This window comes from Paenibacillus alginolyticus DSM 5050 = NBRC 15375 (genome assembly GCF_000422905.1).
In the GTDB taxonomy this organism is placed as follows: domain Bacteria; phylum Bacillota; class Bacilli; order Paenibacillales; family NBRC-103111; genus Paenibacillus_E; species Paenibacillus_E alginolyticus.
The window spans coordinates 33933-56330 of record NZ_AUGY01000053.1; the positions used below are offsets into that span (position 1 = coordinate 33933).

The window sequence follows — 22398 nt, forward strand, 5'->3', positions numbered from 1 at the left end:
AAAGTAATGCGGATACTCGAAATTTACAGCGCTGGTGCAATCTTTTATGCTGAAGTCAACCCGAATGTGAGAGGTGCTGTATGCAGACACGAACGTCCTTAACAAAAGAGAACGCTTCCAAAGTCAAGAAGAAAACAGGAGTACTGCAAGAACTTTTCATCAACCGGTTCTCCTACTTATTAATTGTCCCGGCCCTCCTATATGTATTTATTTTCTCGTATGCCACTTACCCATACCTCTTAATAGCTTTTCAACATTTTAATTATCAAAAGGGTGTCTTCGGCAGTGAGTGGATCGGCTTCAAAAATTTCGAGTTTTTCTTTAAAACGAGCGATGCGCTGCTGATTACCATAAACACGGTGAAGTTAAATGTCATGTTTCTTATCGCTGGCACCGTTAGCGCGGTATTCATCGCGATCCTATTTAACGAAATAAGAAGCCGTTTGTTTCAACGATTCGCACAAACAACGATGATATTTCCGAATTTTCTTTCATGGATTATTGTCAGCTACATGATGTATGGACTTTTTTCTACCGATTTTGGAATGATCAATCAGGCGCTTACTTTCTTCGGGATGGAAACCGTGAATTGGTACACCAAAGCGGAGGCCTGGCCATGGATTCTCGTGGCTATGAAGATTTGGAAAGAAGCCGGGATGGGCTCGATTATTTATTTGGCAGCGATAACCGGCATCGATCATTCGCTTTATGAATCTGCTGAAATCGACGGGGCTACACGGTGGGATAAGATTTGGAGGATTACACTGCCTCTCTTGGCACCGACAATTGCCATATTGACCTTACTAAACTTAGGCAAAATCTTCTACGGGGACTTCGGCATGATCTATGCCATTATCGGTGATAATGGTGTGCTGTACCCTACGACAGATGTCATTGATACGTATGTGTTTCGATCACTTCGTCAAATAGGAGATCCATCCAATGCAGCGGCTGTAGGCTTGTTCCAATCCACAGTAGGTTTAGTGCTTGTTTTCGTTGCGAATTGGTTGACCCGCAGATATTTCAAGGAAGGGGCGCTTTATTAAGATGAAGACACTGAAACGCTTCGACACGGCGGGGATGTTGATCTATATCGTGCTGGCCATCTATGCGCTCCTATGTATTCTGCCTATGTTTCTTACGGTGATGGTATCTATATCGGATGAAAACAGTATTATTCGGCACGGGTATCAGTTGATTCCAGAGCATTTTTCATTAGAGGCTTATCGCACATTACTCAATAATAAGACCGTATTGCTCAAAAGCTATCTGGTGACGATAACGGTAACCGTGGTCGGCAGCCTGATCGCAGTGATTATCACCGCCATGGCTGCTTATACGCTCTCCAATCCGAATGTGAAATACCGAGCAGGACTTAATTTATATTTTTTCATTACGCTGCTTTTTAATGGCGGTTTGGTTCCATGGTATATCATGTGCAAAAAGTTAGGTCTGGTAGACAATCTGTTTGCTCTTATTGTTCCTATGCTGCTATTCAATGCATTCAATATGTTTCTAGTACGCAACTTTATGGAAGCACTGCCTAATGCGCTCAGGGAATCAGCCTATATGGATGGAGCTAATGATGTACGAATTGCTTTTCAGATTTACCTGCCCTTGTGCGTCCCCGTGCTAGCGACCATTCTTCTTTTCTATGCGCTAGCCTACTGGAACGATTGGTTCAATGCCATCATGTTAGTAGATGATAAAAGCCTATACCCTCTTCAGTACGTTTTATTTAAAATCCGGTCCAACATTGAAATGCTCAGCATGATTCCGGCTGGTGCAAGCAGTCAGTATACGGCTCCTGCGGAATCCGCCAAGATGGCAACAGTCGTGATAACACTTGGCCCGATTGTGTTCTTGTATCCTTTTCTCCAGCGATATTTCGTTAAAGGTCTTATCGTAGGTTCCGTTAAAGGTTGATATTTTCCTCGAAAGAGGTTTATATAAGATTAACTCAAAGGGAGAGGGTCAAATTGAAAAAATTATCCATGATTTCAATGTCTAGTCTGTTGGCAGTATCCTTCATTGCAGGCTGCGGATCAACAAATGATAAGCCCGTAGCTTCTGCAACGCCTACAACTGATGATAAGAGCGTCAAAGAATCGGCAAAACCCGCAGAAGTCGTCACCTTGAAATATGTGTTACCCGGAAATGAACCGAAAGAGTGGGCAGCCGTTAAAGACGCAGTTGATAAAAAGCTGCAAGCAGACGGTGTGAATGTGAAAATCGTCAAAGAATATATTGACTGGGGAGCTTGGGAACAGAAGCTGAACCTCAAGCTTTCAACTGGTGAAGATTTTGATATGTTCCACGTCATGAATGACTGGATTTCTTTGGCCAATTATATTGGTCGCGGAGCTGTCAAGGATGTTGGTCCAGAGGTTGCCAAATACGGGCCTGAATTAAAGAAAGCGATACCTGATTCGGTATGGAGCGGCGTACAAAAAGACGGAAAGACATATGGTATTCCATCCTATTGGTATGAACCAGCTGTGGACGGTTCCTTCACGGCAAATCGCATCTTATTGAATCAAGCAGGTGTCAAGGAAGTTCCTAAGACCCAGGAAGAGATGCTTGCAGCTATGGAAAAGGTAATGGCAACAGATAAGGGCGCTTCTAAGCCGTATCTTCCTATTCGCGGAGGGTTGCGTGATGCATCCGATGTGCTGCACCGGGCGTATGACTCGTATCCATTTGCAGTGAAAGATAAAATTGCTTTGATTGATAAGGACGGCAAAGTTAAAAGCTGGGCTGAAACAGAAGAGTTTAAAAAGGATTCGGCTTTCTTTCGTACGGCTTATCAGAAAAAACTTACGAATCCAGATATTCTAGTCGTTAAGCAAGAACAGATCGATAAGCAAATCAATAGCGGCATATATCCATTCTTATTCGGAACGCCTAATAACGTTAACGAAATGAAAAAGTCCTATCCAAACATGAAAGACGAAGATTTTACGCTTCAACGTTTAAATCCGGATAAACCGCATTACAGAATGTTTAACGCGAAGAACGTTAATGCCGTAGCTGCGAACAGCAAACATCCGGAAGCCGCAGTCAAGTTTTTGAATTGGCTGTACACTTCACAGGAAAATTATGATTTGTTCATGTACGGCATTGAAGGCAAAACGCACAAAAAAGTCGGAGACCGTGGCATTGAATACCTGAAGGATGCCGATGGTAAGACGAATCTCTACGTGCAGGATGACTGGATGATCGGGAACCTGAAGTTCATTCGTATCGATCCGAATATGCTAAGTGCTAATAAAGCTTTATTCGTATCGGATCCGAATGCGCAAACATTCTTCGCAGCAGACTTCTTCTTCGATCCGACTGCGGTTAAATCAGAGATGTCTAATATTCAGGCTGTCTATACATCAGATATCATGCCTATCTACGATGGTGTGCTCGATTATGATCAGAAGAGCAAAGCAGCTATTGATAAACTAAAAGCAGCAGGTATCGATAAAGTGATAGCTGAGTATCAAAAACAACTAGATGCCTATAAAGCGTCCAAAAAATAATGAACTACGTGGGCTACTCCATAAGAAAGACTGGAGTAGCCTCATCTATGAGTGAGGGGAATATTGACATGTATAGTGATGGCGAAGTGCATCTTTTATATCGTGCAGAAGATAGCTGTTGCGAGGTGTGAAGGTTAATATGAAGATACAGACGATCTCAACGCAAGGGAACGGTGAATGGAACGAGGATTCACTAATTGTTAACGATATTATTCAACTTTACGGAGTCATTGATGGGGCTACGTCGTTAGAACCTTACAGAGGCATGGGTGGTGAAACGGGCGGTTATTTGGCTGCACAGCTGAGTGCTAAAACAATAATAAATATGTCCCAGGATAATGTTGGGCAAAAGTTGCCTCTTCCTATTATGCTGCTTGAAGCCAATAAGCAGCTGCGCAGCGAGATGCTCGCGGCAGGTGTGGATGTGACACGTAAAGAACAATTGTGGAGCGCTTGTGCTCTACTTGTTCGTGTATATGACACCTATGTTGAGTTCGCACATGCAGGTGATTGCATGCTGATCGCCATTTATGAAGATGGTACAATTAGGCTTGTAACCCGAGACCAATTGGAGGTTGTGGACCGCCCCACCCGTCAGCTTTGGGCGGAGGGAATTGCGTCAGGACTCACTTCCCGCGATGAATTATGGCAGCTTGTTATGCCGCAGATTCATGCAGGAAGGGCATTGATGAATACATCAAAAGGGTATTCCGTATTAAATGGTGAACCAGAACTGGCAGATCATATGGAATATGGTCGAATCAGCAGAGCACAATTAACATCATTGCTTCTATTTTCTGACGGCCTAATTGATCCTCAGCGGGAGCATTCCTATGAGGAGGATTTAAGGCAGATCATCCTGAAAGTCAAATTCATGGGACTGGAAAATTATATCCAGTGGCTCATCGAACTGGAGGAAACAGATCCAGAGTGCTTGCAATTCCCAAGAGTGAAAAAGTCTGATGATAAAACAGCCATTCTTTTAGAATTCTAAAGAGGCATGCTTCTGCAGAGCGTGCCTCAGACATATGTTTGCATTCCAGGCTCTCCATTGGATGCATCCTCACTTGAGAGCGAGCATGTTTGGATTGCAAGTGGCATTGCTCACTACTCGACCGGTGGGGTATTTTTATGTCTTCGCATATACTCTTCTACGGCCTCTACCACAACATCAACCATCTTCTTATTCTGTTTCGCGGCGAATATCTTTAACTCAGTATGGAATTGATCATCGAAATCAAAAGTTGCTTTTTTCTTATTTACAGGTTTCTGTATACCTGTATTTCTTGACTCCGCCGTTTTCCTAATAACTGCTCAATCGCATCACGCTTGGACACGCTGCTCCAGCTCCTCGACAAAATTTCTATAATTGCTTAGTGCCGATGTATCTGAATTACTGTATTCCTGTATTCCTGTAATAGAAAACTCCTTGATTCTATTTCTTCGCTTTATTTCCGCTCGAAACACAACTCCCTCGTATTCTCTCCTTACCCTATCAATGATTGTTTTATCAATGATTGTTCTAGAATCAATCATTGTTGGCAATATGCCGCATAAAACAAGGTCCAGCTCTTTAACCTCTTTGATGTGAATCATTGTTGCGATGTATCTGTCCAGCGCGTCATAACACATTGGTTCGCATTGTAGCATGACGATTGCATAGTCGGAAGCCACTAAACCATTAATAGTGTGCTCTCCGAGATTTGGAGGTAAATCAATAAGTATGTAGTCGTATCTGGCCTTTACTTTATGTAGTGTATCTCTCAAAATGGTCGAACTCATTGAAGGATTTTGATGGATAAGCATGGGCAGAGTTGCAAGCATTTCATCAGCCGGAATGAAGTGAAGGTTGTAGGTTAACTTGCGGATGTAGGGGGTGGGATTCATGTTTTTACATGCCTTAAAAATAGTCATTTTGGAGTAATCGTGTATATCTCGTTGAGTAAGAAACTGTGTCAAATTGCCTTGGCTATCGAAGTCGACACAGAGAACCTTGTACTTCTTAGAGAGAAGATACCCCGTGATGGCCGTGGTTGTCGTTTTGCCAACGCCGCCTTTTTGATTACCGATTGAAATAATGGCTCCCATAACCCATTCCTCCTTATTTCTGTAAACCTTTATTCCTGTATATAGTTCTACAATAGTTCTATTTAAAAGGGGGTCATGCACGGTCAAGTCGAGAGTGTATTATGCAACCATAGCTCCAGGAATTTCTCTTTCAAATCAATTTTCTTTATATTTATCCATAAGGTCACTTTGTTGTTCTCTCTCGATTCTTTTTATTGTGTCTGTGTTGTCATAATTTTTGAGAAAATTTTCAGAATTAGTGATGATAGATTCTCAAAATTGTTGAGAAATCTATAATAATGCATTAACATACAGGAAGTAGTTTATCCAAGTCTTCAAAAATAGAGTTATTAAACCAATTACGAGACATGTGCAGTGCTATTCACTCTAAGTTTGGAACGGAAATAAAGGGAAGTAAAGGTGGAAGCCCTTCTCATGAAGGGTTTTTGTTTTGATGTGAACGCTCAGGAAGGTAGATCATCCTTTACAATTTTTTGTACCATAGTTTATGGTTTTTGCTAGTAAGGCTATTTCACTTCTTAGGAGTTGGCTAACGGATTATGATAAAGAAAGAAATTGCCCATATTCGCAAGCATTTTAAATTGGATCACGAAATGCTTAAAATTCACGATATTTTAAACGTGTATATTATGAAGGAAACCAACGAGATCTACCATTATGAGCGCCAACCGTTCGCCTTAGTGGACAGGGAGAAGCAGGAACTATATATGCTCAATTTCAAAAAACTGCTGACCGGTGAATTAGACCAGAAGATGTATGAGTTAAGGTTTCAGGAGGAAGCGGAGCAGCCTACACAGGTGCTTCTCCATCAAGGTTTGGTGACTGGTAATGCGGAAGAATGGCAAGATCTGATGCTTTTGTTGGTGGAGAAAATGTTGGTGGATACCACATACGAGCAGGATACAGTGGTTACTTTCGTTCGCGGACAATATTCACGGCCGACTAAGAGTAGGAACGAAGATGCCATGGAGAGCGAAAAGAACGAGATGTTCGCGAATCTATTCATTCTGTGCAGCGTGAATTCTACGGAACAACAGAAGAAAACGCTCATGTTCGACTATGTGGAGAGGGAATATAAGTATAATGTCTTCGTAGATCCGATAATCAAATTGAACACGCCGGAACAAGGTTTTTTCTACCCTAGTGTGACGGACAACTATTCCGACGTGAATCGCATTCTGTATTGCTCGGGGAGAGCGCATGAACCGAATTGGCATTTCATCGATCAAGTCTTAAATGCCGAGAAGACCGTGACAGCGTTAGAAGAGAGAGCCATTTTTGAAGACATCGTGAAGGAAGTGGCGGGCGATCAGCTTGATGCCGCTACGATTGCTCATGTGTACGAGGAAATTCATCGTGTCATTGAGTCCAACGAGGAGGAAGAGCCTCCAAAGTTGGATTATAAAGATGTGGAACGCATGCTATCGACGAGTGGCGTGGAGAATGTGACGATGGAAAAGGTGGAACGAGCGTTCCAAAACGTTGTTGACGACAAAAACTATGAAATCAAAGCGAGCAGCGTCCTTCCGAAGTTCACATCGAAATCGATTAAGATTGATACGAAGGTAGCCACGATTACGGTCAGTCCACAAGATTTGAAGTACGTGAGACAGGTGAATTATCAAGGAAAACGATGCATCTTGATCGAGGTTGATGAAGACGTCGTGATCGAAGGATTTACGCTCAATACGGAGACGTTGTAGCCCATGCTTATATGTATGAAATTTACGGCATGCCAGACGCTATCCATGAAAACATCATTCGATACGCTTTTTATATGGGGATCGAGAACAATGAAAATGGAAAATACGTAAAACTAAAATACATTTTTAAGTGTCAATTTCTTTCCCGTGAGTTAATTTTTTGGCATCCGTGATGTCGGCCGTCTATTAGTCGAGAAGCAGTTGGTACAGGAAACTCCTGAATCGGCTGCTTTTTGCTTTTGTTACATCACAATAAAACTGTTGTCAAAAACAATACAGTTATGATATGGTGTAACAAAAAACAGATATGAGTTCCGGATATGGAATGAAGAATAGGAGAACATCATACGATGACCAATAAAAACAATCAGCATGCCGTTAGACTAGCGCTGCTGCTCGGTTTATTTTCGACACTCGGGCCTTTTACCATCGATATGTATTTACCAGCTTTTCCTCAGATTGTAGAACAATTCGGTACGACAGCTTCCCTCGTTCAGCTCAGCCTGACCGCCTGTTTACTGGGACTTGGCATCGGCCAACTGGTCATGGGTTCGCTCAGCGACGTCTATGGCAGACGCATGCCGCTGCTAATTTCCATGGCTATATATGTTGTGGTATCCGTATTTTGTGCGATTTCGCCGAGTATTTGGCTGTTGATTCTTTCACGGCTCGTGCAGGGGTTTGTTGCATCGGCGGGCATTGTCATTTCCCGTGCAATCGCACGCGATATGTTTAGCGGTCACGAGCTCACCAAATTCTTCTCGCTGCTCTTGCTTGTCGGCAATTTGGGCCCGCTTGTGGCACCGGTGACGGGAAGCGGTGTTCTAGCGCTCACGAGCTGGATCGGCGTCTTTATTGCTTTGGCGCTGCTGGGGGCTTACCTCTTTGCCATGACAAAATGGAGCCTACAAGAGACGCTGTCTGTCGAGCGCCGCAGTCCCAGCAATTTTGCTCAGCAATTGCGAAACTACGGATCGCTTTTGCGAGACCGCTCATTTACGGGCTATATGCTCGCGCAGGGGATCATGATCGCGGGGGTTTTCGCGTACGTTTCCGGAACACCTTTTATTTATCAAAATATTTATGGAGTTTCCCCTACTGTATTTGCACTGTTGTTCGGATCGAACGGCATCTCCTTGATCATCGGCTCGCAATTGGTCGGTCGAATGACTCACCGTGTGTCGGAGCAGACCTTCCTGCTGTTCGGTCTAGGGCTTGCCGGCGCAGCCAGCATAGCCGTCTTATTGGTGGCCATTTTCCACGGGCCGCTGTACGCACTCGTGATTCCGCTCGTCTTCTTTGTAGCGGCCATCGGTATCACATCCACGGCAGCTTTTCCACTTGCGATGGAGAGCCAGGGGCATATGGCGGGCAGTGCGGCTGCGCTGATGGGCGTCATTCCCTTTTTACTCGGTGCGGTCGTTTCTCCGCTAGTCGGCATTGCCGGGGAAGGCACGGCTGTACCGCTGGGTGTCATTATTTTGACCACTAGCGCAGCAGCGATGCTGTCTTATTTCTTCTTAGTGAAAAAAAGGGTCGAAAAAGACGGCTTGGAGCGTTTTCCAATATCAAGCTAAGACTTTGTATATTTATGCATACGTAGTTAAAAGGCTAAGAATTTTTTTCTAATGAATTCTGCTACAATCCTTTATTTTTACCGCTGGGTACATTAAATTCTAATCAATTTTGAAATATCAAAAACGGAGCGCCGCAGGCTTGCGGGCTCCGTTATCTATTTAATTATGGAATATCACATTTGTTTGTGTTCCTGAATATTTCCAGAAGGATTCAGTTTTGTTTTTGTGTGAAATTCCATAATCGTTATGCGTCCGAAATCGTTGTCAATTTCAAATTTTCATCTCAAAAAAGAACCTGGATAGTTTTATCAGGTTCTTTAATATTGCATATAAACAGACACGATGATATAATCAGCTTACGGTTTTTTACGATTTATGTTGACATAAAGTTTGAATCTTACACTTTAAGTGTACCATGCCGGTAAACTCTTGTCAAATGTTTTTTCAATTTAATGGTTAGGAGAGATATTGAATGAGTTCTTTGGTTCTCGGTTTTCAGGAAATGGAAAAAACGCAGCTTTTGCTCGTTGGCGGAAAAGGGTTAAATTTAGGGCAATTATCAAGAATTGAAGGAATACAAGTACCGGAGGGATTTTGCGTTACAACAGTGGGGTACCAAAAAGCCATCGAACAAAACGAAACGTATCATGCTTTGCTCAATCGACTAACCATGCTAAAAGTAGAGGATCGTGACCAAATTGGTGAAATCAGCAGAAAGATTCGACAAATCATTACGGAAGTAGAAATCCCTTCCGATGTTGTGAAAGCAGTTGCTCACTATCTCTCCCAATTTGGCGAGGAACATGCTTATGCAGTGCGTTCTAGCGCGACTGCTGAAGATTTGCCGCATGCTTCTTTTGCCGGTCAACAAGATACTTATTTAAATATCATCGGCAACGATGCGATCTTGCAGCATATCAGCAAATGTTGGGCTTCCCTGTTCACGGAGCGCGCGGTAATCTACCGTATGCAAAATGGATTTGACCACAGTCAAGTTTATTTATCCGTTATCGTTCAAAAGATGGTTTTCCCGCAGGCTTCAGGGATTTTATTTACCGCTGATCCCATTACTTCTAACCGAAAATTGCTATCCATCGATGCCAGTTTTGGACTTGGAGAAGCTTTGGTCTCCGGCTTGGTATCTGCCGATTGTTATAAAGTGCGTGAAGAGGAAATCGTCGAGAAGAGGATCGCAACCAAAAAATTGGCTATCTATGGAAGGAAAGAAGGCGGAACAGAGACAAAGCATATCGATCCTGATCAGCAGATGTCTCAAACACTCACTGAGCAACAAATTTTACAGCTGGCACAAATCGGAAGACAGATCGAAGCTTATTTTGGTTGCCCGCAAGATATCGAATGGTGTTTGGCTGATGATACATTTTATATTGTCCAGAGTCGGCCGATCACTACCTTATACCCGATCCCTGAAGCGAATGATCAAGAAAATCACGTCTATTTATCTGTTGGTCATCAACAAATGATGACAGATCCCATAAAACCATTGGGATTGTCTTTTTACCTGTTAATTACTCCTGCACCTATGCGTAAAGTCGGTGGGAGGTTGTTTGTTGATGTTGCACCTAGACTGGCTACATCTGTCGGCCGGGAAGCTTTATTAAATACCGTGGGATCCGATCCGCTCATAAAAGGCGCACTCATGACCATAATAGAACGAGATTTTATAAAATTGTTACCAGATGATAGAAAAGAACTGAGTCCCGGTAATAGCAGTAAAGGTAGGTCGTCTGCAGGTTTTCAAGCACAAATCGAAAACGATCCGGCAATCGTTTCTGATTTGATTAAGAACAGTCAAACATCGATAGAAGAATTAAAACAAAACATCCAAAGGAAATCAGGAGCAGATTTATTTGATTTTATTCTGGAAGATCTCCAGGAATTAAAGAAGTTCTTATTTGACCCACAAAGTTCAAAGGTTTTTATGACTGCTATGAATGCTTCGTCATGGATCAATGAAAAAATGTACGAGTGGTTAGGTGAAAAAAACGCAGCAGATACGCTTTCTCAATCTGTACCAAACAACATTACTTCGGAAATGGGTCTGTCGCTATTGGATGTAGCAGATGTGATTCGTCCTTATCCGGAAGTAATAAATTATTTACACCATGTAAAAGATGATCACTTTTTGGATGAACTGGTTAAGTTTGATGGTGGCAAGGAAACTCAAGACGCATTCTATAATTATCTCCACAAATATGGAATGCGATGTGCTGGAGAAATCGATATTTCCAGAACTCGATGGAGTGAAAAACCTAGTACACTTGTCCCCATGATTCTGGGTAACATCAAAAACTTTGAGCCTAATGCCAGCAATCGGAAATTTGAGCAAGGGCGTCAGGAAGCTTTGAAAAAAGAACAAGAATTATTAGATCGATTGAAGCAATTACCGGATGGGGAACAAAAAGCCAAAGAAACAAAACGAGTGATCGACCTAATCCGGAATTTCATCGGTTATCGTGAATATCCAAAATACGGCTGGGTTAATCGCTACTTCGTTTATAAGCAGGCTATACTGAAAGAAGCCGAGCAACTCGTACAAGCGGGCGTTATTCTTGAAAAAGAAGATATTTACTACCTCAATTTTGAAGAACTTCACGAAGTCGTACGCACCAATAAACTGGATGACCAGATCATCAGCAAACGAAAAGACGATTACAAATTTTTTGAAAAACTAACTCCCCCACGTGTAATCACGTCTGATGGTGAAATCATTGCGGGTGAGTACAAACGAGAAAATCTGCCAGACAAAGCGATTGTAGGTCTACCTGTTTCTACCGGAGTTATAGAGGGGCGAGCGCGTGTCATTTTAAACATGGAAGATGCTAATCTAGAAGATGAAGATATATTAGTCACCACGTTTACTGACCCTAGCTGGACACCATTGTTCGTATCCATTAAAGGACTAGTCACCGAAGTTGGTGGATTGATGACCCATGGAGCAGTTATCGCACGTGAATATGGCTTGCCAGCAGTTGTCGGAGTGGAAAATGCTACCAAGCTGATAAAAGACGGGCAACGAATTCGCGTGAATGGAACAGAAGGGTATATCGAAATATTGTAATTAAATGCAGTAAATCTATTGTAGTAATGGAGACGAGAAATCATATTTTAGTTGATGTTACGATCCACGTAAATGGCAACTTGAATGTAGTGGAAAGTCACGAAATTACAGAAAAAATAGAAGAACGTATGATGGCTGAGCATAAAATCACTCATGTTCATATTGAACCCTTAGAACGGGAATAGACTTTATCGGAAAAGTTTCAAAGTTTATAATTGTTGTTATGTAAATAACACATACTCTATATAATAGATATGATCTTACCTGCATATTGGGAGGCTTTTAGTTGACTTACCACTCTAGAATTTTAATTCTTACCGCTGGTTATGGAGAAGGGCATCTACTTGCGTCAATTGCATTAAAAGAGCATTTTTTAAAACTTGGCGTTGAATTTGTACAAGTTATTGATTTAATGCAAGAAGCACATCCTCTCATCAACAAAATCTCATGTAACGTGTATAAGGGAAGCTTTGGAGCAGCTAGATACGGTTTCAATTATTATGGATGGAGTTATTATCTAACACAGGATGCCAAGTCCCATAATCCCTTACTTACTGTTTTAAATCGTTTGGGGTATAGACATCTCAAAAACATTGTATCTAATTATCAACCTGACGTCATTATCAACACTTTCCCTTACGGTGCTGCACCTGCTATCGGTCGTGCTTTTGGGATTCCGACTTACACCATCATCACAGATTATGTTATCCATGCAAGATGGCTCCATCCCCATATACATAAATACTATGTGGCAACTAATGAACTTAAACGAGATATGTTGAACGTTGGTATACATGAATCCCATATTGAAGTTACAGGGATTCCGGTTCGAGAAGCTTTTGAAACGAATCAACGCATACATAAGAATCGAAAGATGGTTCTTCTATTTGCTAGTTCACATCCTAATGGTGAATTAACGGAAGAATTGATTAAAAAGCTTCAATTCATCGACGGTTATCATCTTACGGTTGTATGCGGCCGAAATAAAAAATTAGAACAAATGCTTAACAACCGCTTTGACAATTTTCCGAATGTAACCATTTATGGGTTTGTCGAACAGATCACTGAATTAATGGCTCAAGCTTCATGTATTATTAGTAAAGCAGGAGGATTAACCTTGGCTGAATCACTTACACTGCAAATTCCAGTTTTTATATATCGGCCATTCCCTGGACAAGAGAAAGATAACGCTATTTATTTTTCCAGAAAAGGTGCTGCTGCTATTTCTCATGATATTAATCATTTATTGGAGCAAATTGAACGTTTTTTAACCAACTCTTCTTATGCAAAGCGATTGAAATCACAAATGGCTGCTTTAAATCAAACAAAAGCTGCCGATACGATTGTTAAAGATATACTTAAGAACTTATATGATAGGAAGTCTGCCACCTATTCTTAAGTAAATTTGCAGTAGTATTTTTGGGAAGAGAGTGATAGCTATGAGTAAATTAGTTTGGTTTCTTCTGGTAATTTTGTTGGTGTATACTATTTTACCCACGCTTATAGTTCGTTTAGGTGGATTTGGTGTCTATACAAAGGGGAAGAGGGCGAATGGGATTGCTTTAACATTCGACGATGGTCCGGACCCGGATTATACGCCTCAACTGCTTGATCTATTGGCGGCTTACCAGGTAAAGGCCACTTTTTTTGTACTTGGATCAAAAGCTGAGAAATACCCGGAATTGATTATGCGCATGCATAAAGAAGGGCATTTAATTGGGATTCACAATTATGTCCACTGGGCAAATGCCTTAATGACCCCTATGAAGGTCAAAAAACAATTAAGCGACTCTGTAAAAGCCATTGAGAACATAATTGGCGAAAAACCCATTTATTATCGCCCTCCTTGGGGGATTATCAATATCTTCGATCTAATCTTACTAAAGCAATTCCATATGGTCTTATGGTCGCTAATGGTCGGGGATTGGAGAAGCAGCGGTGGAAAGAACCGAATTAGAAACGAACTGCTTTCTAAGCTGAGTAATAATGATATTATTTTGCTGCACGATAGCGGTCAGACTTTTGGTGCCGATCAAAACGCTCCGATATTTATGCTTGAGGCTTTGAGTGAATTTCTGGAGGAGTGTAAAAGACGAGAATACATCTTTCTTCGAATCGATAGCAAGATGAAATTAGATGGGCCGCGCAAACAAGAACCCTTGCAGCTTTTAAAAAAAACGATTGTTTACTTTTGGTTGAAGTGGGAGATGCTCTTTTATTGGTTATTTAATGTAAGACCTTTAGATCCTAACTATCAGATCTTTTATATTAGACTATGCAAGTATCATGGGAGTACGATCTATTTAGAGAATGATGAGAAGCTTAGCGACGGCGATTTAGTCGTTGAACTTCATTTTAATAACGAAAAATTGTTTCAAATGATTTCCCAGTCGAGCACGAGTGTTCAGTTAGCTGTAAATCTCATACGAGACGTACAACGGTTTCTTCCAACGCTGACTCAATACCTTAAGCTTCATCAAGAAGTTAGAGGCATTTATGGAATAACAATGATTCATCGAGGCTCCAAACAAATGGGATTTACCGTAAAAGAACTACCTAAAGGTATGCTTAGATTGCTTAGTCATATCTATTTAAGATTCCTTATGTTTATATTTCACCCCCAAGGCAGAAAACGTTTAATGAAGGGTCAATTATCACCCCGAATAGTAGCTATCTCAGCGAGTGAAGTGATAAGAAGATATCCAGCAGACAGCAGTTCACCATCTCTATGATTGTTGAACTGCTGTCTGCAACAGGATTTTCTACACGTTAAATGGGTTTTATATGCATGTACAGGAAATACTAGTCTTACTTAGCCAAATTATTTCATGGAGTTGAATATTAAGTGTTAGCCCATAAAAGTATTCCTAATACTCGACTCATCAGTGGAATAAGTTTACTGATTATCGCAGCCATAATCGGCTATTACATCTATCTTCTTCATACCGGAGAAGCACAGAAGCTTTTGAAGACTATTCAAAACTTAGGATTTATCGGTATGCTCATCGGAGTTATCGTTCAATCGGCAGCTAATATCCTCCCCGTACCAGGAGAATTTATATCCATTATCCTTATGGAAATTTATGGCCCGATATGGGGAGGCATTTTCTCATGGATAGGCGGTTTGGCAGGAGCGGTAGGTGCTCTCTATCTCACTAAATGGGTCGCTAAACCTATTTTCGGTAAAATGGCCCAACCGTTTATTAAGAAAGTGGAAGAGTTTATCAATAAGTATGAGATTTTTGGACTTTTGCTAATTCGTTTCGTTCCGCTTGTTCCTTATCACTTTGTTAATTATGCTGCTGGTTTTTTGAATGTGAAGTTATGGAATTTTATCTGGACAACAGGTCTTGGTATTCTTCCTTACACATTAGCTATGAGCGGTATTTATGCAGGAGTCCGCCGCGGTTCGCTTATGTGGGGGGCGATTGGACTTGTTGTATTTATCTTGCTGTTCGGTATAAGTTGGATGATTCAAAGAAAAATTGGGAACAAAAGTAAGATTTAAAAGATAATAAAGCCTGGTTCAAGTCAAACTAAAATTTATCAACGTTTACGGACGTGGTTGCTCATATTGGGCTTAATTCTTACTACAATCGGATTTCTAATTGCACAAACATACAGTGTAAAACCTTCGCAGGTAGCTAGTGCGGATTGGAAAATTAATATGCAGCAGCAGATCCAAAATGATACACAATTGCTGAATAATATGAATAGGGGACCAGATTGGAAAGCAAGGATTACTTCAAGGATTAATATGAATCAGTATCATATTGATCACAATATCCCGCCCACTGAAGAAACCTTATGGGGGAATATGCTAAATGCCGCGGACTTAATGATAGTTGTTTCAGTTATGACAGTCATTATTGCGGCAGATAGTGTGGCGGGTGAATTCACCGATGGTACCATTAAACTTCTTCTAATACGTCCCGCATCTCGAGCTAAAATTCTTCTTTCGAAATATATATCAACCTTTACCTTTTCCATTGTATTGTTTGTGATCTTGTTTATTACGGCTTTCCTTGTCTCAGGGATATTACATGGTTTTCACGATATGAGTGCCCCGTATATTTACGCTTCAAGTGATACAATCGCGCATGAAACAAATATTGTACAGCATGCGATTAACACTTATTTATATCAATGTATTCAGATGGTGATGATCGTGACTATGGCATTTATGATTTCCACTGTTTCGCGAAGCAGTTCGATTGCCATTGCATTATCTGTGGGGATCATGTTTGCTGGTACAAGCATCGTTGGTTTCTTAGCACAATATAATTGGGCTAAATTCTACTTATTCGAAAATACGGATTTGACTCAATATCTCAATGGCTCTCCAAATATTGCAAGTATGACATTACCGTTCTCAGTCACAGTCATTGTTGTCTATTTCATCATTTTTAGGCATATGCGCCATGATGTTACCGCCTTTACACTGCCTCCGGAGAAAATGACAATCGAATACTTTGAAACCAGTTTACCTCTCATCGTTCGTGGAAGCCAAATTATTGCCGACTATGCGGCAAACTACGGCATAACGACAACGATTGAAAATCACGGTTTCTCGGTGCAGGCGAGTGACCGGGTGCAGCGAGTGCTGGCCGAAGTGAACCGTCCCAATTTTAAAACGACATTGGATGTAGGCAACTTTATGTGCGTTGACGAAGCCCCGCTTGTCGGCGTTCGCAAAAATCTGCCTTACGCTTCCTTAATCCATTTTAAAGATTTTTATTTCAGACCGTACTATCAAGACCCCGGAGAAGGCAATTGGTTTCGGACTACAAACGGCAATTATTTAAGAGGCGCGATCGTTGGTCATGGGGACATCGAGATCAGGGAAATCATAAAGCTGATCAAAAACACGGGCTATGACGGCTATGTAACCGTAGAATTCGAAGGGATGGAAGACTGCGAAATCGGCTCGCGAATTGGTATGAATAACTTAAGAAAGTTGTGGAATGAAATTTAGGTGAAGACAAAGGCAGCCGTCCAGAATGGATGGGCTGTTTTTTCTCACTTTACAATATTTGGGTTTTCTACTTTTTCAAGGGGGAAGAGGCATGGACGTTAAAATTCCGTTGTTTATTGTGACAGGTGCAAGTGGTGCAGGAAAGACAACAGTGATTAAGGAGCTCAGAGGATTATTGCCTGATGTTGATATTTTCGATATTGATTCCATTCATCCATTTGTTGGAGACGACTGGAGCAAAATTCAAAATATTTGGCTCCGTGTTGCAAGAAATATTGCCGGAAGTGGGCGAGTATCACTAATATGCGGAACCATGATGCCTTGGGATGTTGAAAAGTGTGAGGATTATCCATATTTCAAGCATATTTACTATTTGAACCTACATTGTGACGATGAAACCCGTGAATTACGATTACGCGCCAGGAATTGGCCAGAGGAGATGATTCAAGAACATAAATCCTTTGCAAAGTGGTTGCTTGAAAATGCTGACAAAGCATATACACCACCGATGCCGACCGTCGATACGTCTAAAACGGAGGTACATGAAGTGGCTTTTCAAATAAGTGAATGGGTGCGTGGACATATGCATGGGTAAGTTCACCAATAGGAGAATTACAAGAATCTTATACTTCCCCAATAATTGAACCTGACCTCCCTTAAAATATAAGACTTAGACCCGCAGCCGTTGCTTTGGGTCTCTTTTTGCTGATGGCCTAAACGGGGCAACGTAGTATGAATGGGCAGATTAACGGAGCTAACCATTACTAATATGTCTTAAATTGGAATAAGATGGAATACTATATTTAATTCACGTTTAGAGATTCGGAGGTTTTTCTATATGGTACATATTGTCCTGTTGGTCATACTGATGGCTATCATTATTTTGCCACCACTCATTTTTTTTGGTTATATGTATGCTTTATCCAAAAAACCAAAGCATTCCATCATCCGCTCCCACCCGTTCCTTGGTTGGCTGCGATACTTGCTTGAAAAGCTCGGGCCTGAGTTCCGCCAATACTGGTTTGACAATGATACGGAAGGGAAGCCTTTCTCGCGAGCCGATTTTGTGGGTATTGTGTATGCGGCGAAATACCGAACGGATCTCATCTCATTCGGCGGCAGGCGCGATTATGAGAAGCCCGGTTTCTATTTGTCCAATGCCATGTTTCCGAAATTGACTAGCGAACTTAGGGTGGATAACAAAGGGGTGGTACCCGGAAAAAAATATGTAATTACCGACGAGGGGCTTTTTACTCGGAAGGAAAAATTCGTTGAAGAACAAGTGAGACCTTGGTTGCTGGATGATGACGATGTCATAGTGGTAGGTGAAAACCGCAAAAACCCTTGGCGGCTCAAAGGCATGTTCGGTGCTTCAGCCACTTCCTACGGCGCAGTCGGCGAGCATTATATTCAGTCCACAGGTAGCGGAGCAAGGATGGCGAGCGGCTCATGGATCAATACCGGTGAAGGCGGGGTTGCTGATGTACATCTTGCAACAGGGGTCGATATCATTTCACAGATCGGGCCTGGCATGTTTGGCTTCCGAGATAATAGCGGCCGCTTCTCCATAGAAGAATACAAGCACAAAGCTGAGGTCCCCAATATCAAGGCTTTTGAATTGAAGTTTCATCAGGGCGCCAAAATACGTGGCGGGCACCTCGAAGGCTCAAAGGTAACCGAGAAAGTCGCGGCAGCTCGCTTGGTGCCTGTTGGGAAAACGGTGAATTCACCGAATCGGTTTGAATTTCTAACCAATCCGGAGGAAGCGCTCCGTTTCATAAGCACCCTACAAGAAGAAGGAGGTAAGCCGGTGGGCATCAAAATCGTCGTCGGTGATCCGAAGCGGCTAGAGCCGTTTTTCCGTTCTATGCTAGAATTGGATATCTATCCGGATTTCATTACCGTAGACGGTTCCGAGGGTGGTTCTGGAGCGACATTTAAGGCGATGGCGGATGGTATGGGATTGCCGCTCTTTGCCGCTTTACTCATCCTCGACGATTTAGCTAGAAAATTCGGCGTACGCGACCGTTTCAAAATTTTCGCTTCCGGTAAACTCATAACGCCTGATAAAGTTGCAATCGCCCTAGCACTGGGTGCCGACTGTGTTAACTCCGCTCGCGGCTTTATGATGGCTAACGGCTGCATCATGGCGATGCAGTGTCACACCGGTAAGTGTCCGACAGGCATTACAACTACGGATTCCAAGTATCAGGCTGCGCTGGCGCCAGAGGAAAAGCAATGGCGGGTAATGAACTACATTCTTCAACTGAGGGAAGGCTTATTCTCGCTGGCTGCGGCCTGTGGCTTGGAGAGCCCTCGTGGATTTAGGCGAGAACATGTTGTGTTTACGAACGAAAGCGGTCAATGTGTGCGAATCGTTGATTTGTTTCCTTATCCAGAATCTGATTAATATAAATAGGATATGAAGCACCTACCACTTCCGAAGTTTAAAAAAAGAAGCCGTATCAACCATTGAGGTTAGATACGGCGTTACTTCAAAATGCTTTTAAGTTAATTTCCAAAGCCTAGCTTCATCGCCAAGCTGTAGCCAGCTGGCCCGAAGTTATACCTTTTTCGCAGTTCGATCAGATTGGGTCCGAATGTCTGTTCTAGCGTTCCACGGTGAACTTGCATAATCTCATAGATGTATAAGTCATGGATGATGACCTCGGTGATCGGCATGACGAGACCGGGGTGCATGGTCCAAGCGGCGCGGCTGTCCGTTCCAAGAGAAACTATACCGGCAACCACTTCGCGGTCGTCTATACTCGCCACAATCCAACGGCCGCCGTATTCCCGTGTAATCTCTTCACTCGAATCGTGCGGGTACACTTGCGCAAAATCGAACTGTAGTTCTCCATAGACGACAATCAGAATCTCGACACCACGTGCAGCAGCCCTCCGCAGTTCTGGTTCCAGTAGCTTGGCTTCTTCTGTCCAGATTTCTAGCAAAACACGCCCAGTCGCCCGATTAATCGCTTCCGCCGCACGGCTCAAAATGGCTTCAAACCCAGTGATGTTCCAAATGTTTTCTCGATTTAAGGATACATAAGAATAGTGGGCAAGCGCAGTTTCAGCAGCTTCAAAAGAGGATTCGATTTTGCTTTTTTTCAACCGGATCAGTTCTTGCGGCTGCAGTGGCGTGTACAACGAAGGATCTTCGTGACTGACCATAACTTCGCCGCGCTCCACCATTCCGCTTAGCACTTCATAAATTTTAGAACGCGGCACACCCGAGTTCAAAGAAATCGCATACCCCGATAAAGGAGATTTATCTAGAAGCGCAAGGTACGCTTTGGCTTCATATTCAGTAAAATTCAAATCCTGCAACATCTTAATGATTTCTAATTTCATTTTTTAACCTCCTACCCTCCGCATCGTACATTAGGCCGATTTTTTCACGGATCCGATCTACTCCATTATTACACTTGACAGACGATAGTGCCAATGGTGTACCATTGCATATAGTTGCTACAAAAGTAGCTACTACATGAAATTCCATAGAATTACTTGGAGGTACAGCATGGATACATCACATGAAATCCGAAAGGTACTATTAGCAAAGGCCCAAAAAAGCAGCAGCCTTTACCTAATCGCCGTCATTACTGCCATTTTACTATGGAGCACTTCGTTTGTTGGGACTAAGATTGCATTCAATTCCTTTCCTCCTCTTACATTGGGGGCGGCACGCTTTTTAATTGCTTCGGTCATTTTAGGCGCGATTATGCTGTCTAGAAAAGAATTTATAAGGCCTGCACCGAAGGATATGGGATTGATGGCGCTGAGCGGAATATTGGGAACGACTCTTTACTTTGCGTTGGAGAATATCGGGCTTGAGCTGACAACGGCATCGAGTGCCGCGCTGATCGTCGCTTCTTACCCGGCCATAACAGCGCTGCTTGAGTTCATTTTTTATCGTGTAAAAATTTCCTGGCTGAAGGGGCTTGGGATTGTGATGGCAGTTCTCGGAGTGTATCAGATTTCGGGCGGCAGTTCGGAGGAGAGTTCAGGTCAGCTGACGGGTAACATCATTTTAATTCTGGCAGGCGTTGTGTTTGCAGCTTATAACTTTACTACCCGCAAAGTTGTCAAAAACTATTCAATGGTAACCGTTTCGTTTTACCAGACGATTGCAGGGACGCTTGCATTCATTCCGCTTGCTCTGATTGAGCGGTCAAGATGGCAGGTGCCTAGCGTAGAGTCTCTCTGGATGCTGCTCTATCTTGGGGTTTTCTGCTCAATAGCAGCTTTTATGCTTTATAATTATGGACTGCGCAACCTCAGCTCCGGTACTGCAATGGCGCTGATGAACCTCGTCCCTCTTTTTGGCGTGTTGTTCTCAAGCGTATTCCTACATGAAGTCTTACATATATTTGATTTGATAGGTGGAATGATTATAATTGTTGGGGTTATTCTGAGTGTGAGGGAAAAGTGAACTAGTTATCGGAGTATTCCGCGTGAGGGAGGCGAGTGTATTGAATTTATACTTTCGGGATAATTTTTTTAATGCCGGTGTTACGGAGATTCTGGACGAACAGGAAGTAAACGTCGGTCACCTAGATTTGAAGAGCTCTTTTGGCTCTGCAATCGATGTGTATGGGCAGAATAGCCAGCTGCTGTGCAAAGGAAGCTTTCCGATATTCTCAGGCAAATGGGAAGTTACCGATGCCGATGGGGGACAGTTAGGCGTGTTGAGAAGCAGATTTGCGTTTTTCACCAAGAAATTCACATATGAAACCGAAGGGCGAGGCAGCTATGAGATTATTTCCCCGGCATTTTCAAAGGAATATGAGATATCCGATGAATCCGGTGCAATTGTTGCTCGTTTCGAACAAGTAAACGGTTGGTTTTCTTCAGGAGCATTTCTTCTGAACAATCAATGCGAACATTTGGATACTTACGAACTTGTGGCGGTGATCATGGGCATGTATGCGATTCAGAAAAGGCAGAGCGCTGCGACAAACAACACAACTCATTGAATGATGACCAAAATAGATTTTCATATGAATAATCAGAACTCACCTTGTTGTCTTTCAATTACTACTTCATGTAAATGAGCATCTATGGTTACCAATGTTGCATTTTCTACAACAATTCCCACTCTCAAAGGCCATTTGGCATGTTGAAGTTGTAGAATGGAGACTGTCGATTCAATCTAAATATTCTGTCGTATATACAAACTCCAAAACGAGTGATTTTCTCCAAATAATCGCTTGTTTTCTTTATTTTACTCTCCAATACTCTCGTTTAATGGTATACTTGAAATATACCATTTCCGGAGGGATTCCTATGAGCAGAGTCCGATATAAACAATTTGAGCAATTATCTTTCAGTGACATTGAGGTGTTTGCATGTCTTCCTGAACATCCGATTTGGAGTCGGGCTGCTGAACTCGTTGACTTTTCCTTCGCTGATGAGGTTTGTTCTCATTTGTACTCAGGCCGAG

General features: G+C 42.3%; 18 protein-coding genes and 2 pseudogenes. 17 read left to right on the forward strand and 3 right to left on the reverse strand.

Annotated features, from left to right (window positions below):
• The first annotated feature begins 80 nt into the window (after positions 1 to 80).
• The 4 genes from G519_RS0122610 (at position 81) to G519_RS0122625 (ending at position 4521) form a co-directional block, all read left to right on the forward strand.
• Entirely contained in the window at positions 81 to 1046 is a 966-nt protein-coding gene (locus G519_RS0122610; RefSeq protein WP_051253596.1) for an ABC transporter permease, read from the forward strand.
• Between the two features lies 1 nt (position 1047).
• Entirely contained in the window at positions 1048 to 1926 is an 879-nt protein-coding gene (locus G519_RS0122615) for a carbohydrate ABC transporter permease (RefSeq protein ID WP_051253597.1), read from the forward strand.
• 53 nt (positions 1927 to 1979) lie between these two features.
• Positions 1980 to 3527, forward strand: coding sequence for an extracellular solute-binding protein (locus G519_RS0122620; RefSeq protein ID WP_029196645.1), 1548 nt, complete (start codon positions 1980 to 1982; stop codon positions 3525 to 3527).
• Positions 3528 to 3666: 139 nt separating this feature from the next.
• On the forward strand, positions 3667 to 4521 hold the full coding sequence (locus tag G519_RS0122625) for a protein phosphatase 2C domain-containing protein (protein ID WP_029196646.1): 855 nt from the start codon (positions 3667 to 3669) through the stop codon (positions 4519 to 4521).
• A 113-nt stretch (positions 4522 to 4634) separates the two neighbouring features.
• On the opposite strand, the gene G519_RS53620 is transcribed toward G519_RS0122625, so the two are convergent.
• Complete coding sequence (locus G519_RS53620; RefSeq protein ID WP_369073731.1) at positions 4635 to 4835, reverse strand: hypothetical protein; 201 nt, start codon at positions 4833 to 4835, stop codon at positions 4635 to 4637.
• Positions 4836 to 4850: 15 nt separating this feature from the next.
• Positions 4851 to 5615 carry a ParA family protein gene (locus G519_RS0122635; RefSeq protein ID WP_029196647.1) on the reverse strand — a complete coding sequence of 255 codons (765 nt, stop codon included), beginning with the start codon at positions 5613 to 5615 and terminating at the stop codon, positions 4851 to 4853.
• 539 nt (positions 5616 to 6154) lie between these two features.
• On the opposite strand from G519_RS0122635, the gene G519_RS0122640 reads away from it, so the two are divergent.
• From G519_RS0122640 to G519_RS0122680, 11 genes and pseudogenes are all read left to right on the forward strand, one after another.
• The gene (locus G519_RS0122640) at positions 6155 to 7318 is read left to right on the forward strand and encodes a DUF4317 domain-containing protein (protein ID WP_029196648.1); all 1164 of its coding nucleotides are present in this window, start codon (positions 6155 to 6157) and stop codon (positions 7316 to 7318) included.
• 350 nt (positions 7319 to 7668) lie between these two features.
• Positions 7669 to 8895, forward strand: a complete 1227-nt coding sequence (locus G519_RS0122645) for a multidrug effflux MFS transporter (protein ID WP_029196649.1) — start codon at positions 7669 to 7671, stop codon at positions 8893 to 8895.
• A 472-nt stretch (positions 8896 to 9367) separates the two neighbouring features.
• A complete protein-coding gene (gene ppsA, locus G519_RS0122650; protein ID WP_029196650.1) occupies positions 9368 to 11977 on the forward strand; it encodes a phosphoenolpyruvate synthase in 2610 nt (869 codons plus the stop codon).
• Positions 11978 to 12003: 26 nt separating this feature from the next.
• Positions 12004 to 12162 carry a cation transporter dimerization domain-containing protein gene (locus tag G519_RS49155; RefSeq protein ID WP_084160277.1) on the forward strand — a complete coding sequence of 53 codons (159 nt, stop codon included), beginning with the start codon at positions 12004 to 12006 and terminating at the stop codon, positions 12160 to 12162.
• Between the two features lie 101 nt (positions 12163 to 12263).
• Positions 12264 to 13376, forward strand: coding sequence for an MGDG synthase family glycosyltransferase (locus tag G519_RS44080; protein ID WP_051253598.1), 1113 nt, complete (start codon positions 12264 to 12266; stop codon positions 13374 to 13376).
• A 40-nt stretch (positions 13377 to 13416) separates the two neighbouring features.
• Entirely contained in the window at positions 13417 to 14709 is a 1293-nt protein-coding gene (locus G519_RS44085; RefSeq protein ID WP_036633620.1) for a polysaccharide deacetylase family protein, read from the forward strand.
• 113 nt (positions 14710 to 14822) lie between these two features.
• On the forward strand, positions 14823 to 15485 hold the full coding sequence (locus tag G519_RS0122665; protein ID WP_029196651.1) for a TVP38/TMEM64 family protein: 663 nt from the start codon (positions 14823 to 14825) through the stop codon (positions 15483 to 15485).
• 33 nt (positions 15486 to 15518) lie between these two features.
• Positions 15519 to 16232, forward strand: a pseudogene (locus G519_RS52285) (ABC transporter permease); the annotation flags it as partial.
• 153 nt (positions 16233 to 16385) lie between these two features.
• Positions 16386 to 16952 (forward strand): annotated as a pseudogene (locus tag G519_RS51080) (sugar phosphate isomerase/epimerase family protein); the annotation flags it as partial.
• A gap of 91 nt (positions 16953 to 17043) precedes the next feature.
• Positions 17044 to 17547: an AAA family ATPase gene (locus G519_RS0122675; protein ID WP_029196652.1), complete on the forward strand. Its 504-nt coding sequence runs from the start codon at positions 17044 to 17046 to the stop codon at positions 17545 to 17547.
• A gap of 243 nt (positions 17548 to 17790) precedes the next feature.
• Positions 17791 to 19362 carry an FMN-binding glutamate synthase family protein gene (locus tag G519_RS0122680; protein WP_029196653.1) on the forward strand — a complete coding sequence of 524 codons (1572 nt, stop codon included), beginning with the start codon at positions 17791 to 17793 and terminating at the stop codon, positions 19360 to 19362.
• A gap of 101 nt (positions 19363 to 19463) precedes the next feature.
• Here the strand turns inward: G519_RS0122680 and G519_RS0122685 are convergent, their stop codons facing one another.
• On the reverse strand, positions 19464 to 20306 hold the full coding sequence (locus G519_RS0122685) for a TrmB family transcriptional regulator (protein WP_029196654.1): 843 nt from the start codon (positions 20304 to 20306) through the stop codon (positions 19464 to 19466).
• A gap of 169 nt (positions 20307 to 20475) precedes the next feature.
• Here G519_RS0122685 and G519_RS0122690 point away from each other — a divergent pair, with 169 nt between their 5' ends.
• Together G519_RS0122690 and G519_RS0122695 are read left to right on the forward strand one after the other, a co-directional pair.
• Positions 20476 to 21387 (forward strand): DMT family transporter, encoded by a 912-nt coding sequence (locus tag G519_RS0122690; RefSeq protein WP_036633621.1) that lies wholly within the window; start codon positions 20476 to 20478, stop codon positions 21385 to 21387.
• 40 nt (positions 21388 to 21427) lie between these two features.
• On the forward strand, positions 21428 to 21931 hold the full coding sequence (locus tag G519_RS0122695; RefSeq protein WP_029196656.1) for an LURP-one-related/scramblase family protein: 504 nt from the start codon (positions 21428 to 21430) through the stop codon (positions 21929 to 21931).
• Positions 21932 to 22398 lie beyond the last annotated feature (467 nt).